Origin of the sequence: Actinomadura luzonensis, from assembly GCF_022664455.2 — a bacterium.
GTDB lineage: Bacteria > Actinomycetota > Actinomycetes > Streptosporangiales > Streptosporangiaceae > Nonomuraea > Nonomuraea luzonensis.
Genome location: NZ_JAKRKC020000001.1, coordinates 393,095 through 411,896, shown reverse-complemented (window position 1 = coordinate 411,896; position 18,802 = coordinate 393,095). Strand labels below are relative to the sequence as shown.

At 73.7% G+C, this 18,802-nt stretch carries 18 protein-coding genes, 1 pseudogene and 1 riboswitch; of the genes and pseudogenes, 13 read left to right on the top strand and 6 right to left on the bottom strand.

Annotated features, from left to right (window positions below):
• Nucleotides 1-4: 4 nt before the first annotated feature.
• From MF672_RS01990 to MF672_RS01965, 6 genes and pseudogenes are all read left to right on the top strand, one after another.
• Nucleotides 5-964 (top strand): glycoside hydrolase family protein, encoded by a 960-nt coding sequence (locus tag MF672_RS01990; RefSeq protein ID WP_242383720.1) that lies wholly within the window; start codon nt 5-7, stop codon nt 962-964.
• A gap of 75 nt (nt 965-1,039) precedes the next feature.
• Nucleotides 1,040-2,812 (top strand): ATP-binding protein, encoded by a 1,773-nt coding sequence (locus tag MF672_RS01985; protein ID WP_242383719.1) that lies wholly within the window; start codon nt 1,040-1,042, stop codon nt 2,810-2,812.
• A 30-nt stretch (nt 2,813-2,842) separates the two neighbouring features.
• A complete protein-coding gene (locus MF672_RS01980; protein WP_242383718.1) occupies nt 2,843-3,985 on the top strand; it encodes an exonuclease SbcCD subunit D in 1,143 nt (380 codons plus the stop codon).
• A pseudogene (locus MF672_RS52000) lies at nt 3,985-4,560 on the top strand (AAA family ATPase); the annotation flags it as partial. The gene MF672_RS01980 and the pseudogene MF672_RS52000, both read left to right, overlap by 1 nt.
• A 602-nt stretch (nt 4,561-5,162) precedes the next feature.
• Nucleotides 5,163-6,422 (top strand): SbcC/MukB-like Walker B domain-containing protein, encoded by a 1,260-nt coding sequence (locus MF672_RS01970; RefSeq protein WP_247815138.1) that lies wholly within the window; start codon nt 5,163-5,165, stop codon nt 6,420-6,422.
• A complete protein-coding gene (locus MF672_RS01965; protein ID WP_242379825.1) occupies nt 6,419-7,375 on the top strand; it encodes a hypothetical protein in 957 nt (318 codons plus the stop codon). The genes MF672_RS01970 and MF672_RS01965 overlap by 4 nt, the downstream gene beginning before the upstream one ends.
• On the opposite strand, the gene MF672_RS01960 is transcribed toward MF672_RS01965, so the two are convergent.
• Complete coding sequence (locus MF672_RS01960; RefSeq protein WP_242379822.1) at nt 7,372-7,815, bottom strand: VOC family protein; 444 nt, start codon at nt 7,813-7,815, stop codon at nt 7,372-7,374. The genes MF672_RS01965 and MF672_RS01960 overlap by 4 nt on opposite strands.
• Nucleotides 7,816-7,981: 166 nt before the next feature.
• Between MF672_RS01960 and MF672_RS01955 the strand changes: the two genes are divergently transcribed.
• On the top strand, nt 7,982-8,437 hold the full coding sequence (locus tag MF672_RS01955) for a YciI family protein (RefSeq protein WP_242379820.1): 456 nt from the start codon (nt 7,982-7,984) through the stop codon (nt 8,435-8,437).
• Nucleotides 8,438-8,450: 13 nt separating this feature from the next.
• Here the strand turns inward: MF672_RS01955 and MF672_RS01950 are convergent, their stop codons facing one another.
• Nucleotides 8,451-9,695, bottom strand: coding sequence for a sensor histidine kinase (locus MF672_RS01950; RefSeq protein ID WP_247815137.1), 1,245 nt, complete (start codon nt 9,693-9,695; stop codon nt 8,451-8,453).
• Between the two features lie 69 nt (nt 9,696-9,764).
• Complete coding sequence (locus tag MF672_RS01945; RefSeq protein ID WP_242379816.1) at nt 9,765-10,421, bottom strand: response regulator transcription factor; 657 nt, start codon at nt 10,419-10,421, stop codon at nt 9,765-9,767.
• 184 nt (nt 10,422-10,605) lie between these two features.
• On the opposite strand from MF672_RS01945, the gene MF672_RS01940 reads away from it, so the two are divergent.
• From MF672_RS01940 to MF672_RS01925, 4 genes are all read left to right on the top strand, one after another.
• A complete protein-coding gene (locus MF672_RS01940) occupies nt 10,606-11,139 on the top strand; it encodes a hypothetical protein (protein ID WP_242379814.1) in 534 nt (177 codons plus the stop codon).
• A gap of 227 nt (nt 11,140-11,366) precedes the next feature.
• On the top strand, nt 11,367-12,416 hold the full coding sequence (locus MF672_RS01935) for an efflux RND transporter periplasmic adaptor subunit (RefSeq protein ID WP_242379812.1): 1,050 nt from the start codon (nt 11,367-11,369) through the stop codon (nt 12,414-12,416).
• Nucleotides 12,413-13,180 carry an ABC transporter ATP-binding protein gene (locus tag MF672_RS01930; RefSeq protein WP_302893142.1) on the top strand — a complete coding sequence of 256 codons (768 nt, stop codon included), beginning with the start codon at nt 12,413-12,415 and terminating at the stop codon, nt 13,178-13,180. Before MF672_RS01935 ends, MF672_RS01930 begins: the two co-directional genes overlap by 4 nt.
• Before the next feature lie 50 nt (nt 13,181-13,230).
• Entirely contained in the window at nt 13,231-14,406 is a 1,176-nt protein-coding gene (locus MF672_RS01925; protein WP_242379831.1) for an ABC transporter permease, read from the top strand.
• On the opposite strand, the gene MF672_RS01920 is transcribed toward MF672_RS01925, so the two are convergent.
• The 3 genes from MF672_RS01920 to MF672_RS01910 form a co-directional block, all read right to left on the bottom strand.
• Complete coding sequence (locus MF672_RS01920) at nt 14,349-14,885, bottom strand: hypothetical protein (RefSeq protein ID WP_242379809.1); 537 nt, start codon at nt 14,883-14,885, stop codon at nt 14,349-14,351. The two genes, MF672_RS01925 and MF672_RS01920, sit on opposite strands and share 58 nt — an antisense overlap.
• Before the next feature lie 161 nt (nt 14,886-15,046).
• Complete coding sequence (locus tag MF672_RS01915; protein WP_242379807.1) at nt 15,047-16,042, bottom strand: rod shape-determining protein; 996 nt, start codon at nt 16,040-16,042, stop codon at nt 15,047-15,049.
• Nucleotides 16,043-16,129: 87 nt separating this feature from the next.
• Nucleotides 16,130-16,630 carry a PadR family transcriptional regulator gene (locus MF672_RS01910; protein WP_242379805.1) on the bottom strand — a complete coding sequence of 167 codons (501 nt, stop codon included), beginning with the start codon at nt 16,628-16,630 and terminating at the stop codon, nt 16,130-16,132.
• 56 nt (nt 16,631-16,686) lie between these two features.
• Between MF672_RS01910 and MF672_RS01905 the strand changes: the two genes are divergently transcribed.
• Both MF672_RS01905 and MF672_RS01900 read left to right on the top strand, forming a co-directional pair.
• Nucleotides 16,687-18,147, top strand: a complete 1,461-nt coding sequence (locus tag MF672_RS01905) for an MDR family MFS transporter (protein ID WP_242379803.1) — start codon at nt 16,687-16,689, stop codon at nt 18,145-18,147.
• 48 nt (nt 18,148-18,195) lie between these two features.
• Nucleotides 18,196-18,396 carry a DUF5302 domain-containing protein gene (locus tag MF672_RS01900; protein WP_242379801.1) on the top strand — a complete coding sequence of 67 codons (201 nt, stop codon included), beginning with the start codon at nt 18,196-18,198 and terminating at the stop codon, nt 18,394-18,396.
• Nucleotides 18,397-18,524: 128 nt separating this feature from the next.
• Nucleotides 18,525-18,660: riboswitch (cyclic di-AMP (ydaO/yuaA leader) on the top strand.
• Nucleotides 18,661-18,802 lie beyond the last annotated feature (142 nt).

Sequence of the window (18,802 nt, the reverse complement as noted above, 5' to 3'; positions counted from 1 at the left end):
CATTGTGGCTCATCGGGTATACGCGCCGCTGTCGGCGTTCGATCCGCTGGCGGGCTCCGTCGTGCTGGAGCCGGAGAAGGACGCCTCCGGGTACTGGTCCGGCGCGGCCGGCGTGCTGCACGACGGCGAGCGGTTCTGGCTCACCTACCGGCGGCGCCGGCCGAGGGGCGCGGCTGCCGAGCGCGGCTGGCAGTGCGCGGTGGCCGTCAGCGACGACGGCCTCAGCTTCACCGACGTGTGGAGCGTGCACAAGGACGAGCTGGGCACCCCCTCCATGGAACGGTTCTGCCTGATGCCGGTCAGCGGCGGCTACCGGCTGTACCTGTCGTACGTGGACCCCGCCGACAACCGGTGGCGGATCGACGCGCTGACCGCCGAGCACCCGTCGGCGTTCGACGTCACCCGGGCCCGCCCGGTGCTGACCGCGGCCTCGACCGGCACCGAAGGGGTCAAGGACCCGTACGTGCTGCGCGCCGGCCCGGTCACGTACCTGTTCGCCAGCTTCGCCGAGCCCATGGGCCGCCCCGACCCGGCCGCCCACGCCACCGCCGACATCTACAACGTCGGCGCGACCACCCACCCGACCGGCCTGGCCACCAGCCTGGACGGCGAGTCGTTCACCTGGCGCGGCACGGTCCTGCCGGTCGGCACCGGCTGGGACCGCTACCAGGCCCGGCTCAACAGCGTCGTCCCGGTCGCCGGCGGCTACGTCGGCTTCTACGACGGCTCCGCCTCCCACACCGAGAACTACGAGGAACGCTGCGGCGTCGCCATCTCCTCCGACCTGTTCACCTGGCGGCGGCTGTCGGAGTACGGCCCCTGGGTGACCTCCCCGTACGGCACCGGCTCCGTCCGCTATGTCGACGCGCTCATCCACGACGGCCACTGGTGGCTCTACTACGAGATGTCGCGCGCCGACGGCGCGCACGAGCTGCGCGTGCAGCGCCTCCCGATCCCGCATTGAGGGTAATGAGCCGGACGCACCCCGTCCGCCCCACTACTCTCCTTGAGAAGGGCATTGATGGGGGCGGAGGGATTGGTGACGGTCAACGGAGCGGCGAGCCCGCACGCGGCCCAGGCGGCGGCCGGGGCGCAGGTGACCGGTGAGGTGGTCGGTCGGGTCCTCGGCACGCAGGCGGCCTCGCCGCTGTCGTTCTGGGTGGGCCTGGAGCCGGGCAAGGTCGTCCAGCTCGACGACGTCGTGGTGACCAGGCGGGAGGTGCCCGGCCACGGCCCCGTGCTGGTGGCGGGCGTGGTGACCACGGTGGAGGCCCGCCACGAGGGCGCCGCCTACGACTCCGACGTCTTCCTCATCGCCGACGGCGCGCTCCCGGCCGCCGTCGTCGAGGTGGCCGAGGTGCGGGTGACCAGGGTCGAGCCGGAGGTGTTCGTGCCGCCGCTGCCCGGCGCCCAGGTCTACCTGGCCGGCGCCGGCGACCGCGACCAGGCGCTCTACTTCGACGTGATGGAGCGGCGCATCCCGCTCGGCACCGGCCGCGACGGCCAGCCGCTCTACGTCAACTTCGACTTCCTCGACGGCACCCGCGGCGCGCACGTGTCGATCTCCGGCGTGTCGGGCGTGGCGACCAAGACGTCCTTCGCCACGTTCCTGCTCTACTCGATCTTCAACTCCGGCGTGCTCGACGCCGAGTCCGCCAACACCAAGGCGCTCATCTTCTCCGTCAAGGGCGAGGACCTGCTCTTCCTCGACCACGACAACACCCGCCTCGACCAGCGCGCCCGCGACGTCTACGCCCGGCTCGGGCTGCCCGCGCGGGCCTTCGGCAGCGTCCACGTCTTCGCCCCGCCCCGCCCGAACGACCCCAACGGCGTGCCCCACGTCGCCGCTCGCACGCAGGGCGTCAGCGCCTTCTACTGGACGCTGGTCGAGTTCTGCCAGGAGGAGCTGCTGCGCTTCGTCTTCGCCGACGCCGACGACGAGCGGGCCGGCTACTCCCTGCTCGTCGGGCAGGTCGCGGCCCGGCTGAAGTCGTGGGCCGAGCCGGTCGGCGACGGCGGCGCGGTCCGCGTCCAGGGCACCACCTGCCGCACGTTCGCCGACCTGGTGGAGATGCTGTCCGACCAGCTCCAGGAGGAGGAGAGCCGGCGTGACTGGACGGGCGCGCAGACCCCGCTCGGCACCGTCAACGCCTTCCTGCGCCGCCTGCGCAGCGCCGTGCGCCCGCTGTCGCCGATCGTCCGCGGCGACCTGCCCTTCTACCGGGCCCACTCGGTCAGCACCTCCGACGCCCAGGTCTCCATCGTCGACCTGCACAACCTGCCGGAGCGGGCGCAGCGGTTCGTGGTCGGCGTCGTGCTGCGCGGCGAGTTCCACCGCAAGGAGTCCTCGGGCACGGCCAAGCCGCTGCTGTTCGTGGTGCTGGACGAGCTCAACAAGTACGCCCCGCGCGAGGGCGACTCCCCGATCAAGGAGATCCTGCTGGACGTGGCCGAACGCGGCCGCTCGCTCGGCGTCATCCTCATCGGCGCCCAGCAGACCGCCTCCGAGGTGGAGCGGCGCATCGTCTCCAACAGCGCGGTCCGCGTCGCCGGCCGCCTCGACCCGGCCGAGGCCGCCCGGTCGGAGTACGGCTGGATGCCCCCGGCCGTGCGCGAGCGCGCCACGATCGCCAAGCCGGGCACCATGTTCGTGGCGCAGCCGGAGATCCCGGTGCCGCTGGCCGTGGCGTTCCCGTTCCCGGCGTGGGCCACCCGGCCCGCCGAGGCGGCGCCCCTGCCGGCCGCCAAGGCGCACGCCGACCCGTTCCAGGGGCTCCCGTCCGCCGTCGAGGACGACATCCCGCCCTTCTGACCGCCCTTCTCGATCCGTACAGGTGGTTCCGTGAAGATCCTGCACACCGCGGACTGGCACGTGGGCAAGGTGCTCAAAGGCCGCTCCCGTCTCGACGAGCACCGCGAGGTGCTGCGCGAGCTGGTCGCCGCCGCCCGCGCCCACGACGTCGACGCCGTCATCGTGGCCGGTGACCTGTTCGACACCTCCGCGCCCACGCCCGAGGCCCAGTCGCTGGTGCTCGGCGCCCTCATGGCGCTGCGCGGCGAGGACCGCGACGTGATCGTGCTGGCCGGCAACCACGACAACCCGCAGCTCCTGGAGGTCTACCGGCCGGTGCTGGGCAAGCTCGGCCTGCACGTGGTCGGCGTCTTCCGGCGGCCCGACGCGGGCGGCACGCTCGCCTTCACCGCGCGCACGGGCGAGCCGGTGCGGCTCGCGGTGCTGCCGTTCCTGTCGCACCGGTACGTCGTCCGCGCCGCCGAGGTGCTGACCGGCACCGCCGCCGAGCACAACCGCGACTACGCCTCCCGCATCGGCGAGCTGATGGGCGCGCTCACCGCGGGCTTCCACGGCGACACCGTCAACCTCGTCACCACCCACGGCACCCTGCCCGGCGGCGCGTTCGGCGGCGGCGAGCGCGAGGCCCAGTCGATCTTCTCCTACTACTTCGAGCCGACCGCGTTCCCGCCCGCCACCCAGTACGCCGCCCTCGGCCACCTGCACCGCCGCCAGCAGATCCCCGGCCCCTGCCCGATCTGGTACAGCGGCTCGCCGCTCAACGTCGACTTCGGCGAGGAGGGCAACACCCCGGGCGCGCTGCTGGTCGAGGTCTCGCCGGGCCGCCCGGCGGTCGTGCGTGAGCTGACCTTCGCCTCCGCCCGCCGGCTCCGCACCGTCCGCGGCACGCTGGAGCAGCTGGAGGGCATCGACCCGGGCGACGACTGGCTCAAGGTCGTCGTGGAGGAGAAACCCCGCGTCGGGCTCGCCGACGACGTCCGCGAGCTGCTGTCCGGCGCCGCCGTGGACGTCATGCTGGACGAGAAGTTCCGCCCCGTGCCCGCCACCCGCCGTGCCGGCACGGCCGGGCGCAGCCCGCGCGAGCTGTTCCGCGACTACCTCGCCGCCACCGGACGCCACGACGACCAGGTGGCCGCCCTGTTCGACCGGCTCTACGACGAGGTGACCGGCTGATGCGTCCCCTGCTGCTCCATCTCGACCATTTCGGCAGCTTCCGCGAGCCGGTCGTCGTCGACTTCTCCGACACCGAGTACTTCGCGCTGATCGGCCCGACCGGCGCGGGCAAGAGCACGATCATCGACGCGATCTGCTTCGCCCTGTACGGCACCGTCCCGCGCTGGGGCCGGGAGGGCGCGGTCGCCCACGCGCTCGCGCCGTCCGTCGCGGCGGGCAAGGTCGCGATGGTCTTCGACAGCGACGGCCGGCGTTACGGCGTGGTCCGCGCCATGGTCCGCGACGCCAAGGGCGCGGTCCGCACCAAGGAGGCCCGGCTGGACGAGCTGGACCCGGCCGCGCCGCTGGAGCAGGCGTTCGAGGCCGTGGTCAAGCCGCTCGCCGAGGGCGAGGGCGTCACCCCCGAGGCGCAGCGGGTCACCGGCCTCGAATACCGCTTCTTCACCCAGTGCGTGGTGCTGCCGCAGGGCCGCTTCGCCGAGTTCCTGCACGCCGCCCCGCGCGAGCGGCAGGACCTGCTGGTGCAGCTCCTCGACGCCGACGTCTACGAGCTGATCAGGCAGCGCGCCGCCCGCGAGGAGGAGACCGCCAGGCAGGAGGCGTCCTTCGCCCGCGACCAGCTCGCCAAGCTGTCCGGGGCGAGCGAGGAGGCCGAGCGCGAGCTGACCGACCGGCTGGCCGCGCTGGCCCGGCTGTCCGACGCGATCGGCGCCGACCTCGACCTGCTGCGGGCCCGCGAGTCCGACATCCGCCGCGCCGAGCAGGAGCGGGCCGCCGTCGCCGAGCGGCAGGCCGTGCTGGGCCGCCTCGCCATGCCGGACGCCGTCCCCACCCTGGCCTCGGCCCGCCGCGCCGCCGCCGCGGCCGTCGAGACGCTGGCCGGCGAGGTCGCCACGCTGGAGGCCGACGAGCACGAGGCGTTCGAGGCGCTGGCCGCGCTGGGCGACCGCGGCGCGCCCCGCGCCGCCCTCGCCGCGCTCGACGCCCGCGAACGGCTGGCCGCCGACGCCGCGCGCACCCGCGTCGAGGCGGCCGAGGCCGCCGCCGCCCTCGCCGGCCTGGCCGCCGCCGCCGAGGCCGCCGGGCAGGCCGCGGCCGAGGCCGAGGAGAGCGTCGAACGGCTGCGCGACGCGCACGCCGCCGCCCACCTGGTGCACCGGCTGGCCGTCGGCGAGCCGTGCCCGTCTGCCACCACCCGGTCGCCGAGCTGCCGCTGCACCGCTCGCCCGCCGACATGCGCACCGCCGACCGCGCGCTCGCCCAGGCCCGCGAACGCGCCCAGCGCGCCCAGGCCGCCCACGCCAAGGCCGAGACGTCGGCCGCCATGCTGGCCCGGCAGGCCGAGCGGATGGAGTCCGAGCTGGCCGCGCTGCCCGCCCCCGGCGACCGGGCCGAGCTGGAGGCCAGGCTGGCCGCCATCGCCAAGGCCGACTCGGTGGCGGGGGAGGCGCGGAGCGCCGTCCGGGCCGCCCGCGGCCGGCTGCAACGCGCCCGCGACCACGCCGGCCAGGTCGAACGCCAGGAGGCGTCGGCCTGGCAGGCGCTCGAGTCCGCCCGCGACCGGCTGCTGGTGTCCGGGGCGCCCGACGACCCGCCGCCGCCCCTCATCCGCGACGACCTGCACCGCGCCTGGGAGGAGCTGCTCGGCTGGCGCGACCGGGCGGCGCAGGCCGCCCGCGCCGCGCTCGCCGAGCGGGAGCGCGCGCTCGCCGAGGCCCGCGACCGGCTCGCCGCCGACCGCCGCAGGCTCGCCGAGCGCCTGGCCGGGCACGGCGTCGTCGCGCCCCGCGAGGCCTCGCCCGACCAGCTCGGCGCCGCCGTCGCCGGGGCGCTCGCGCGCGCCGAGAGCGACCTCGAACGGCTCAGGGAGGAGCGCCGGCGCGCCGCCGACCTGGAGAACCGCGTCGCGATGAAGGAGCACGAGGCCAAGGTCGCCCACGAGCTGGCGCTCCGGCTGCGCGCCAACGCGTTCGAGCGCTGGTTGTGCGCCGAGGCCCTGGCGGTGCTCGTCGCCGCGGCCTCCGAGACGCTGCGCGAGCTGTCCGACGGCCAGTACGAGCTGGCCCTCGCCGACCGGACCGGCGACATCGAGGTCATCGACTTCGCCGAGGCCGGCCTGCGGCGCAGCGCCCGCACCCTGTCCGGCGGCGAGACCTTCCAGGCCGCGCTCGCCCTCGCCCTCGCGCTGTCCGGGGCCGTCGCCAAAGGCCTCGACTCGATCTTCCTGGACGAGGGCTTCGGCACCCTCGACCCCGCCACCCTCGACACCGTCGCCACCACGCTCGAACGCCTGGCCGCCGGCCAGGACCGCATGATCGGCGTCGTCACGCACGTGCCCGCGCTGGCCGAGCGGGTGCCGGTGCGCTTCGAGGTGCGGCGCGACGGCAAGGGCTCGCACGTCACCAAGACCGGGATCGCGAGCGGGGCCGCCTCGTGAGCGGCTTCACCGTCGATCCATGGGACCCCGGCTACGCCGCCGCGCTCGCCGTCGAGAACGTCGCCGAGATGGGGGCCACCAGCGCCGAGCTGGTGCTCGACATCGAGTGCCCGCCCGCCGCCTGGCGGCCGGTCACGCCCGGGCCCGACGCCGTCCCGCCCGCGACGCTGCTGGTCGCCGACGGGGTGCGGCGCGTGGACGCGCGGGTCTGGGTCGACGACCCCGACGCGCCCATGCCGGTGCCGGGGATCGCGGCCTCGTACGCGGCGGGGATCGTCAGGTGCGGGGCCGAGGGCGCCGACCTGGCCGAGATCGAGGTCAGCAGGACGCTCATCTCCGCCTCGCCGCACGCGCCCGAGGTGAAGACGGCGCACGCCACGTACCATCCGAGCAAGGCCGCCGACGCCAGCTTCGAAGAGCTGTCGCTGGCGCTGCAGCGGCAGGTCACCCAGCTCGAGGTGGACCTCGCGGTGCGCCACCGCTCCACGACCGACGACCTGCTGCTCGTGGACGGCCCGCTGCGGGGCCGCAGCCACCTGCCGCGCACGGTCGGCTACATCAAGACCCACCACACGGCGTACCTGCCGTCGCCGCAGTCCGCCGTGGTGGGGGCGCTCGCGCCGGGGCAGCGGACGCCGGTGTTCCTCATGGGCACGAGCTGGCGGCGGCACGCCTGGTACGTGCGGCTGCCGGTGCGGTCGTCCGCGCCGTGGGCGGGGGTGGCGCGCTGCGAGGCGAGCGCCGAGCTGGAGCCCGCCCAGGTCGTGGCGCTCGCCGACGCCGTGACGCTGGCGCTGCCGCCGCTCGCCGGGGTCGACTACAAGGACCCGCGCGCGCCGCAGAACCTCGTCCCGATCGGCGGGCTGGAGAAGCTGCTGCGGCACCACCTGGGCGACGCCCGGCTGCTGTACCGCTCGCTGCGCACGGCCGCGCTGGGCGACCGGCTGGCCTAGCCGCCCGCCGGCTGGACGGCGAAGACCTGGGAGTCGTCGGCGAACGCCTTGAACTCCAGGGCGTTGCCGGCCGGGTCGAGCAGGAACATCGTCCACTGCTCGCCGGGCTCGCCGGCGAAGCGCAGGTAGGGGTCGATGACGAACTCCGTCCCGGCGTCCCGGAACCGTGCCGCCAGTTCATGAAATTCCGGAATCGTCAGGATCAGTCCGAAATGCGGCACCGGCACGTCGTGCCCGTCCACCGCGTTGTGCGCCCGCAACCGCCCGGCGACGGGCGCGAGATGCGTCACGAACTGATGCCCGTGCAGGTTCCAGTCGATCCACCTGTCGGAGCTGCGGCCCTGCTCACACCCGATGAGCTCGCCGTAGAACCGCCGGGCCGCGTCAAGATCGTCAACGGGCACGGCCAGGTGGAAACGGGGGATCGACGGACCGGACATGGGGGACTCCCTCCCGACCTTTTCGCCGATCACTACCCGCCCCCGCCCCCACCCGAACCCACCCTTTCCACCCCCTCGCCTGGTCACTCGAAAGGGCAGCCGATTCTGTCGGTCCGCCCTGGCAGAGTGGTCCCGCACCTGATCCACGTCGAGGCGGGAGACACCGATGTTCGCGCCACTGGCGGCCCCCGAGTTGCGCCGCTACTACGCCGGCCACCCGGCACCCCCCGAAGCGTCGGCACCGCCTGCCGCCTCCATATCCCCCCGCGACGGCGGGACGTCGCCGCTCACGGCGCCCACAGCCCCCGCCGCTGCGGCTGCGGCCGTGCCCATGGTGCACGTGCTGCTGGTGCGTTACACCGTCCCGGTCGCCGAGGTCGCCCCGCACGTCCCAGGGCACGTCGCCTACCTCGAACGGCGGCATGCGGACGGCACGTTCCTGCTGTCCGGGCAAACCGTGCCCGACGACCTCGGCGGTGTGATCCTCGCCGTCGGCGATCGGGAGCACGTGGAGAAGGCGGCGGCCGAGGACCCGTTCGCGGTGGCGGGCGTGGCCGCGTACGAGATCGTCACCGTCGAGGCGGGCCGGGCCGGCGCGGCGCTGCGCGCGCTGCTCTCGTGAGCCCGGTGGGTGGTCAGTGGCGGGCGCGGGGGAGGGAGGCGATGACGACGAGGCCGCCGTCCTCGCGCGGCCGCGCCCGTACGTCGCCTCCGTGCGCGAGCGCGATCGACCGGACGATCGACAGCCCCAGCCCCGCGCTCCGCGCCGTGACCACGCGTTCGGCGCCGTGCCGGTGGAAGGGCTTGAACAGCAGCGGGACGTCGTACGGCGGCACGCCGGGCCCGGTGTTGCTGACCTCCACCTCGACCTTCCCGTCCCCCACGGTGCGGCTCACCACGCGCACCCACCCGCTGCCGTCGTCCAGGTTGTACCGGATGCCGTTCTCCACCAGGTTGTGCACCAGTCGTTCGAGGAGCAGCGCGTCCCCGGTCGTGGGGGCCTGGGCGGTGACCTCGTACACCGTGATCTTTGCGTCGGCGGCGTCGCCGGCGGTCTGCCGCACGACGTGCGTCACCACGTCGGCGAGGTCCACCGGCGAACGGTCGGCGATCTCCTGCTCCGACCTGGCGAGCAGCAGCAGGCCCGAGATGAGGCGTTCGTGCCTGGCGTTGATCTCCAGCAGGCTCTCGCCCAGCTCCTTGACGTCCCGCGACGCGGTACGGCGGTGCATGGCGAGCTCGACCAGCGCCCGGTTCAGGGTCAGCGGCGTGCGCAGCTCGTGCGAGGCGTTCGCGACGAAGCGGCGCTGCCCGTCGAAGGAGTGGTCCAGCCGTTCGACCATGGTGTCGAAGGTGTCGGCGAGCTGCTTGACCTCGTCCTCCGGCCCCTCCAGCGCGATCCGCTCGTGCAGCCCGCGCTCCGCCATCGGCGCGGCGGCGATCCTGCGCGCGGTGTCGGTCACGCGGTGCAGCGGCGCCAGCACCCGTCCGGCGACCACCCAGCCGAGGACGGCAGCCGTCCCGCCGACCACGGTCAGCGCGATGACGCCCTGCGTGAGCAGCGAGGTCACCGCGGCGCCGCGCAGCTCCAGCTCCTGCTGCCGCAGCCACTCGACGGCCATGTCCCCGGTGAGGCGGACGCCGTTGTCGACGACGATCATCTGCTTCATCCGTCCGGGCGGCGCGGTCGTGCGGTCCTCGAACGATCGCGTGAGCTGCTGGTTGAACAGCAGGTACGTGACGCCGAGCAGGGCCAGGCCGGCCAGCAGGAAGAGCGCTCCGTAGACGAGGGTGAGCCGCAGCCGCAGGGTGCGCGGCCGGTGCCGCGACAGGGCCCGGGGGAGGCGGAGGAACGCGGGCACATCGCGGGAGCCCGGCACCCGCGGGGCTCCTGACGCACGAAGGGTGGGCGGCACGCGCGGACTCCTGGTGGTGATCTTCGTTGCGGGCTAGGGGATGCGGTAGCCGACCCCGGGCACGGTCTCGACGACCGGAGGGTCGGCCAGTTTGCGGCGCAGCTTCAAGATCGTGAGCCGGACCGCACCCGTGAACGGGTCGGCGTGCTCGTCCCACGCCTTCTCCAGCAGGTGCTCGGCCGAGACGACGCCGCCCGCCGCCCGCAGCAGCTCGGCGAGCACCGCGAACTCCTTCTTCGACAGCGGGACGAACCGCCCGTCCCTGAACACCTCCCTGCGCGCCGGGTCCAGCGTGATCCCGGCCCGCCGCAGCACGGGCGGCACGGCCGGCCGCGAACGCCGTCCCAGCGCCAGCACCCGGGCCGCCAGCTCGGGGAACGCGAACGGCTTCGACAGGTAGTCGTCGGCCCCGAGGGACAGGCCCGTCACCCGGTCGTCGAGCTGGGCGGCGGCGGTCAGCATGAGCACGCGCGCGTCGCGCTCGGAGGCGACCAGCTCCTTGCAGACGTCGTCGCCGTGCACGCGCGGCAGGTCGCGGTCCAGCACGACCACGTCGTAGTCGTTGACCGCGATGCGTTCGAGCGCCGTCTCGCCGTCGTGCGCGAGGTCGACCGCGTGGGTCTCCTCGCGCAGCCATTCGGCGATCGCGTCGGCGAGCACGGGCTCGTCCTCAACCACCAGCACCCGCATGACGTCCCTCTGACCCTTTCGTTCGCTTACAGGCCGAGTGTGTCGCAGGCGGCATTTGCTCGAAGTAAGCGCGGCCCGGGCCTGCAGGGCCGTGGGTGGAAACGCGGAGGAAACAGCGCGCCCTATTGCATCTCCCCTCGAAGACACCCGGACGTGCACCGTCCGACGAGATGGGAGATCACTCATGCGAGGACGAGTCCTCAGCGCGCTGGCCGCGGCACCCGTCGCGGTCACCCTGCTCCTGGCCGGCTGTGGCGCGGACGACGGCGGCGGCGCGGACGTGGCGTCGGTCGCCGGCACCGGCGGCCAGAGCGCGTCCGCCGCCCCCAAGCCGAGCCAGGATCCGCAGGAGAAGGGCATCAAGTTCGCCCAGTGCATGCGCGAGAACGGCATCGACATGGACGACCCCGAGCCGGGCAAGGGCATCATGCTCAAGGTCGGCCCCGACACGCCGCCGGAGAAGCTGGAGAAGGCCCAGGAGGCGTGCAAGGAGTGGGCCCCGAGCGGACAGATGCAGGGCGGCGGCGACCCCAAGCGCGCCGAGGCGCTGCGCAAGGCCGCCCAGTGCATGCGGGACAACGGCGTCGAGAAGTACCCGGACCCCGAGGGCAACGCGGTCCGCATCACCGGTGACGTCGGTCAGGACCCCGACTTCAAGGCCGCCCAGGAGAAGTGCCAGAAGGAGATGGCCGAGGCCGGCATGGGGGCGCTGGGATGAGCATGGCCGCGCTCGACGGTACAGACGGTACAGACGGTACAGACGGAACGGACGGAACCGACGGGACCGACGGGAACAGCGAGAAGGACGTAAAGGGAGGAAAGGGAGGAAGCGGCGGGGAGGACGGAAGGAGCGGCAGAGCAGGCCCGGTGTCCGGGCCGGCGTCCGGGCCGGCGTCCGGGCCCGCACCCGTGCGGTCGCGTCGCCGGCGTGGACGGGGCAGGGTGGTGGCCGGGCTGCTGGTCGTGGTGGCCGCCGCCGGCGGCGGCTTCGTCGCGATCAACAGCGCGGGCCTGCTGGCAGGCGCGGCCGGCCCCACCAGCTCCGCGCCGGTCCTGCCCCCGGCCACCACCCCGGTGAAGAGGGAGACCCTGAACGACACCGTGGACGCCGACGGCGAGCTCGGCTACGGCCCGGTCACGGGCGCCGTCGCCAGGAAGCCCGGCACGATCACCTGGCTGCCGGACACCGGCCGCCAGATCACCCGCGGCCGCTCGCTCTACCGCCTCGACGACCAGCCGGTGACGCTCATGTACGGCGACACGCCCGCCTACCGCGACCTGCGGCCCGGCACGGAGGGCGAGGACGTCGAGAACCTGGAGCGCAACCTCAGCAAGCTCGGCTATGACGGCTTCACCGTGGACGACGAGTACACCTACGACACGGCCGAAGCGGTCAGGGAGTGGCAGGACGACCGCGGCCTGCCCGAGACGGGCGTGGTCGAGCTGGGCCGGGTCGTCTTCGCGCCCGGCAAGGTACGCGTGGAGAGCCTGGAGGCCGAGGAGGGCCAGCCGGCCCAGCCGGGCCAGAAGGTGCTGAGCTACACCGGCACGTCCAAGGTCGTCACCGCCGAGCTGGCGGCCGAGGACCAGCGGATGGCCAGGAAGGGTGCCAAGGTCGAGGTCACGCTGCCCGACGGCAAGAGCGTGCCGGGCAAGGTGACCGAGGTCGCCACCGTGATCGAGCCGGGCGAGGGCCAGAACGCCGACCCGGAGACCCGCGTCGAGGCCCTGGTCTCGATCGGCGACGCGAAGTCCGCCAAGGGCCTGGACAAGGCTTCGGTGGACGTGACGTTCACCGCCTCGCAGCGCAAGAACGTGCTCACCGTGCCGGTCGCGGCGCTGGTCGCGCTGCGCGAGGGCGGCTTCGGGCTGCAGGTCGTCGAGGGCGGCACGGCCCGGTACGTGGCGGTCGAGACGGGTTTGTTCTCCGGCGGCCGGGTCGAGGTCAAGGGTGAAGGGCTGAGCGAGGGCATGACCGTGGGGATGCCGCGATGACGTACCCGATGATCGCCCTCGCGGACGTCTCCCGCACCTATCCGGGCGGGGTGGCGGCGCTGCGCGAGGTGTCGCTGCGCATCGACCACGGCGAGCTGGTCGCCATCGTCGGCCCGTCGGGGTCGGGCAAGTCCACGATGCTGAACGTCGTCGGCACCCTGGACCGCCCGACCTCCGGCACCATCCACATCGACGGCTACGACGTGTCCAGGCTGTCCGACGGGCAGTTGTCCGCGCTGCGCGCCACCACGATCGGCTTCGTCTTCCAACACTTCCACCTGGCCGCGAAGGTCCCGGCGCTGGACAACGTGGCCGACGGCCTGATCTACACGGGTCAAGGGCGGGCCGAGCGCCGCCGCCGCGCCGCGGCCGCGCTGGAGCGCGTGGGGCTGGGGCACCGCATGGATCACGAGCCGCACGAGCTGTCCGGCGGCGAACGGCAGCGGGTCGCCATCGCCCGCGCGGTGGCCGGCGAGCCGCCGCTGCTGCTGGCCGACGAGCCGACCGGCGCGCTCGACTCGGTGTCCGGCGCGGGCGTGATGGAGCTGCTGCACGAGCTCAACGCGGCCGGCACCACCATCGTGATCATCACGCACGACCGTGAGATCGCGGCCGGGCTGCCGCGCCAGGTGAGCATGCGCGACGGCCGCGTCGTCGCCGACTCGGCGCGCCACCGCGAGAACGAGCGGGTCCACGAGCCGGCGTCGCGCGCCGCCGAGAACGGGTCGGCGTCGCGCGCCGCCGAGTACGGGCGGGCGCTGTGATGGCCGCCCTGGAGGTGGTGGTGGAACGTCCGAAGCTGTCCCCGGCCCGGATGCGGCCCGGCGACGTCATGCGCGTCGGCGCGGTCGGCCTGCGGACCCGTCCGCTGCGGGCGTTCCTGTCCGCGCTCGGCATCGCCATCGGCATCGCGGCCATGGTGGGCGTGGTCGGGCTGTCGTCGTCGTCGGGCGCGGAGCTGGACCGCACGCTCTCGGCCCTCGGCACCAACCTGCTCACCGTCTCCGCCGGCACCACCCTCATGGGGGAGGCGGCGCAGATGCCGACGGAGGCCGAGGCGATGATCGAGCGCATCGGCCCCGTGGAGGCGGTCTCGTCCGTGGGCAAGGTGCCGGAGGCGAAGGTGTACCGGACGGAGCGCATCCCCGAGGCCCAGACCGGCGGTCTCGTCACCTACGCCGCCCGCCTCGACCTGCTCGGCACGCTCGGCGCGACCCTGCGCGACGGCATCTGGCTGAACGCCGCCACCGAACGGTACCCGGCCGCCGTGCTCGGCGCGTCCGCGGCGCAGCGGCTCGGCATCGGCGCGGCCGGCCCGGACACGCAGGTCGTGGTCGGCGGCGTGCGCTTCACCGTGGTCGGCGTGCTGAACCCGGTGGCCCTCGCCACCGACCTGGACAGCGGCGTGCTGGTCGGCTGGCCGGTCGCCGAGGAACGGCTGGGCTTCGACGGGCACCCCACCACCCTCTACACCCGCTCGGAGGAGGCGAAGCTGGAGGCCGTGCGGGAGGTCCTGGCCGGCACCGCCAACCCGGAGGCGCCGAACGAGGTGGACGTCTCCCGCCCGTCCGACGCGCTGGCCGCCAAGCAGGCCACCAGCCAGGCCTTCGCCAACCTGCTGCTGGGGGTGGGCGCGGTCGCGCTGCTCGTGGGCGGGGTCGGCGTGGCCAACACCATGGTCATCTCCGTCCTGGAACGCCGGGCCGAGATCGGCCTGCGCCGCTCGCTGGGCGCGACGCGGGGACAGATCCGCACCCAGTTCCTGGCGGAGTCCCTGCTGCTGTCGGCGCTGGGCGGGGCGGGCGGCGTCCTGCTGGGGACGGCGGTGACCATGGGGTACGCGCTGTACAGCGGCTGGCCGTCGGTGGTGCCGCTCTGGGCGACGGCGGGCGGCCTCGCGGCGACGCTGGCGATCGGCGCGGTGGCGGGCCTCTACCCGGCGGTGCGCGCCTCGCGGCTCGCTCCGACCGAGGCGTTGTCCACGCCCTGATCGTGATCGGGGGACGCGGGCCGGCCGGTGGCCGCGTAACAGGTCGTCTTGCCGACCAGGCGGACCCCCGGCCGCTCGCCGTGCACCACGGTCAGCTCGAACGTCAGCCAGGTCTCGGGGTTGCGCAGCACCGACACGTCCTGGGTGTCGTCCCGCAGGTCGAGGTCGTCGGCGACCTTGTCGTACCCCATGGCCTGGAGCTCTTCCTGCAGCCCCGAGGAGGCGTCCACGCGCTCGGCCTCGACCTGGAGGAAGCCGCGCACCTCGCCGGGGACGCAGGTGGTGTCCTCGATCTGCTGGGGCCCTGAGCGGTGCAGGCCGCCGGGCCGGAGGCCGGGCGTCCCGAGGAGGCGGTCGGCGTCGGTGGTCAGGCGGCGGGTGGCCTCGTCGAGCGTGGGGAGGCCGTGGCCCGCCGCACATGCGGTGACCGCCGCGACGCAGAGGAGCGCCGTGGTGGCAGCGTATCGGCGGGTACGCATGGATCGGACCTTACCGAAGGTGCGCGCGCCCTATAGGGCAAATGCCGCAAATCGCGCAAGTCCCCGCCGATGAACACCCGACGAGAACGAGGGCGAGAACGAGGGCGAGGGCGAGGGCGAGGGGCGGATTGCGCGAGTCGGGGCGGTGAGGCGGGGCGGGGTCAGTGGACGGTCGCCTTCAGGCGGCGGACCAGGCTCAGGTCCTCCACGTACCGCCCCAGCCCCAGCGCCACCGACTCCAGCGGCTGCTCGGCCCGCCGCACCGGCATGCACAGCGCCGCCCGCAGCCGCCGCCCGAGCCCCCGCAGCAGCGCGCCGCCGCCCACCAGCACCGCCCCCCGCTCCCCGAGGTCGGCCACCAGCTCGGGCGGGCAGCGCTCGACGGTGCCGACGGCCGCCCGCACGACGGTCTCGATCGGCTGCCGGGTCGCCTCGTAGATGAGCTGCACGGGCAGCGTCACCGCGCGTTCGCGGCCGGTCCCGGCGTCCCGCCCCCGGACGATCACGTGCCGGTGCAGCGGCTTCCAGTCCGTCCCCGCGCGGCGCTTGACGTCCTCCGCCGCGGCCTCGTCGAGCAGCAGCCCGTGCTCGCGCTCGACCAGGCGGGCGATGGCGAGGTTCATGGCCCGCCCGCCGACCGGCACCGTCCCGGCGGCCACCACGGCCCCGTGGGACAGGACGGCGACCCGCGCCGTGTCCCGCCCGATGTCGATGACCATCCGCCCGGCGCCGTCCTTGACCGGCAGGCCCGCGCCGAGCGCCGCCGCGAGCCCGTGCGGGACCAGCAGGAGGGTGCGGGCCTCGGCCTCGTACGCCACGTCGCGCAGCGCGGCCCGGTCGATCGGCGTGGCGCCCTCGGGCAGCGCCATGACCAGGCGCGGCCGGGCGAAGGGCCGCCGCCGGTGCACCCGTCGCAGGAAGTGGCGGACCAGCCGCCGGGTCAGCTCGCCGTCGGCGGGCAGGCCGGCGTTGACGGGCCAGCAGGTCTCGTGGCCCCCGTCAGGGTGTGCCTCGGCGCCGTACTCGACGACCTTGCCGGTCATGGCGTCGCGGACGACGGCGGAGGGCTCGTCGAGGACGATGCCCCTGCGTTTGACGTAGATCCGCGTGCGCGCCGCCCCCAGATCCACCGCCACGTCCAGGCCGAGGACGCTCATGCCCGCCGCCCAGGGGATATGTCCACCATGTCGGGTTTTCTATCCGGCAGCGTCCCAACGCAACACCAGGAACCGAACGGTTCCCCTTTACCCGGCGGCCCTCCTGAGGTCGGCCAGCGTCTCCTCCGTCCAGCCGATGCTGGTGCGGAGCTGGGCCAGCCCCAGCTTCAGCGCGTACGAGCCGAACGCGCCGGCCTGCTGGCACTGCAGCGTCGCGAGGCGCGCCTCCAGCCCGGCCCTGATGCGCTCGACCACCGCGATCGCGTCGTCGCGATCGAGCAGCGGCAGCAGGAACGCCTGGAGCGCGACCTCGTTGCGCACCACGACCGAGGGCGTGTGCTCCAGCATCCACTCGTGGAGCTGCCGGGCGCCCTCGGGCGTGATCGTGTAGGTCTTGCGACCGCGCGCGCCCTCCGAGCCGGCGTCCACCAGCCCGTCGGCCGCCATCTTCACCAGCTCCGGATAGATCTGCGTGTGCCCGGCCTGCCAGACGTGGTTGAGCGACCGGTCGAACTTCTTCGCCAGGTCGTAGCCGCTCGCGGGGCCCACGGCCGAGAGCAGCCCCAGGAGCGCGATCCGCAGGGACATGCCCGCCAGCATAGCGAAGACTTGACATGTAAGCTTTTACATATCAATGTTCACCTGTGACTGATGACATGAAGACGCGAGGCGGCGACGTGCCCGTGCTCGTGGCCGCGCTCGGCGGCATGTTCCTGGCGATGCTCGACCAGACGATCGTCGGCACGGCGTTGCCGCGCATCGTCGGCGACCTCGGCGGCGGCGAGCTGTACACGTGGGTGGTCACCGCGTACCTGCTCACCTCGACGGTGACCGTGCCGCTCTACGGCCGGCTCTCCGACCAGCACGGCAGGAAGCCGCTGCTGCTGGTCGGCATGGTGGTGTTCGTCCTCGGCTCGGCCCTGTGCGGCGTGGCCCAGGACATGGTGCAGCTCATCGCCTTCCGCGCCCTCCAGGGCCTCGGCGCGGGCGCGCTGCTGCCGCTGTCGCTCGCGCTGGTGATGGAGATGTTCCCGCCCGGCAGCCCGCGCGGCGCCCGCACGCAGGGCGCGCTCGGCGGCGTGATGGCGTTGACGTACCTGGCGGGGCCGTTCCTCGGCGGCCTGTTCACCGACCACGCGAGCTGGCGCTGGGCCTTCTACGTGAACGTGCCGCTCGGCGCGGCGGTGATCGCGACCGTGGTGCTGCGGCTGCCGAACCGGCCGGGCTCCGGCGCGGGCGGGCGTCCCGACTACGCCGGGATCGCGGTGTTCACGGTGGCCGTCACCGCTCTGCTGCTGGGGTTGACGGAGAAGGGTCTCGACGGCCACACCTGGACCGACGCGGCCGTGGCGGGGCCCATCCTGCTCGCGCTGGCCGCGCTCGCCGCGTTCGTGGCGGTGGAGCGGCGGGCGGCCAACCCGATCATGCCGCTGCACCTGTTCGGCGTGCGGACGTACACGCTGGTGAACGCGACCTCGTTCGTCACGGCCTTCTGCATGTACGCGGGAGTCGTCTTCCTGCCGCGTTACTTCCAGGAGGCCCTGGGCGCCAGCGCCACGGAGTCGGGCCTGCGGATCTACCCGATGACACTGGCGATGGTCGCCGGCAGCGCGCTCATGGGCACGCTCATGTCCAGGACCAGGGTCTACAAGCCGTGGCTGCTGGTCTCCCCGTTCCTGCTGACGGCCGGCACGCTGCTCTGCCTCAACCTCGCGCGCGACACCGGCGGCCTGGCGCTCGCGGCCTGGATGGCGCTGATCGGGCTCGGCATGGGGCCGATGCTGTCGGGGCTGACCGTGGCCGTGCAGCAGGCGGTGCCGCCCCAGTACATCGGCACGGCCTCGGCCAACCTCACCTTCTTCCGCCAGATCGGCGGCTCGGTGGCGCTGGCCGTGGGCGGCACCCTCTACACCTCGACCGTCGCGGCGGAGGCCCCGGCGCACGGCCTGCCCGCCGCCCACGCCGCCGCCGCGGCGGCCGTCATCCCGTCGATCGGCGTGGCCGGAGCGCTGATCGCCTTCGTGGCGCTGGCGGCCATGCCCGGCAGGCGGCTGGAGACGCCCGCTGCGCCGCCGAGCAAGATTGAAGCCGGTTTCGCATCGTAAGGAGCATCGTGCGAAGCTGGAGGGGTCCCAACACCATGGAGGTCCTCAATGGCGGAATCACCGGAGCCGGAAGTCAGCGAAACTCCCGAGGACGAGATGAAGCGCAAGTTCCGCGAGGCGCTGGAGCGCAAGCGCGGCCAGGCCGCGGGCAACGGCGCTGGTGGCAGGGGCGGCGACCCGTCGAAGATCCATGGGACGCACGGTCCGGCTGCGAACAAACGATCCTTCAGGCGCAAGAGCGGCGGCTGAGGCCGGCTTGACGAAGGGGGCGCGGTTATTCCGCGCCCCCTCTTTCTTTGCCCAGGAGATAGGTAGATCTTTCGCCCGATTCATGACGATTCGTTTGCGTTCGTCCGGTACGCGTGGTTAAGTGTCAGCCAATCAACCAGCCGAATCCCGAGCCCCTCGGGAACCGGGGACCCACCTTGTTGGGGTGAATCCGGCACTGCGCCGGTAGGGCATCTCCTCGCCCGAACCCGTCAGCTAACCCGGTAGGCGTGATGGAGAGGAACCCCGCATGCCCCACCGCGTCACACCCCCGGACGCCGGCTCCCCACGCGTCGCCATTCCAGAGTGCCCCCTCCCGGACTGTGTAGTGCCGGCCGCCCGCTGAGCGGCCCCGCCTCCAGGTTCTCTCCGCGCTCCGCGCAGCCTC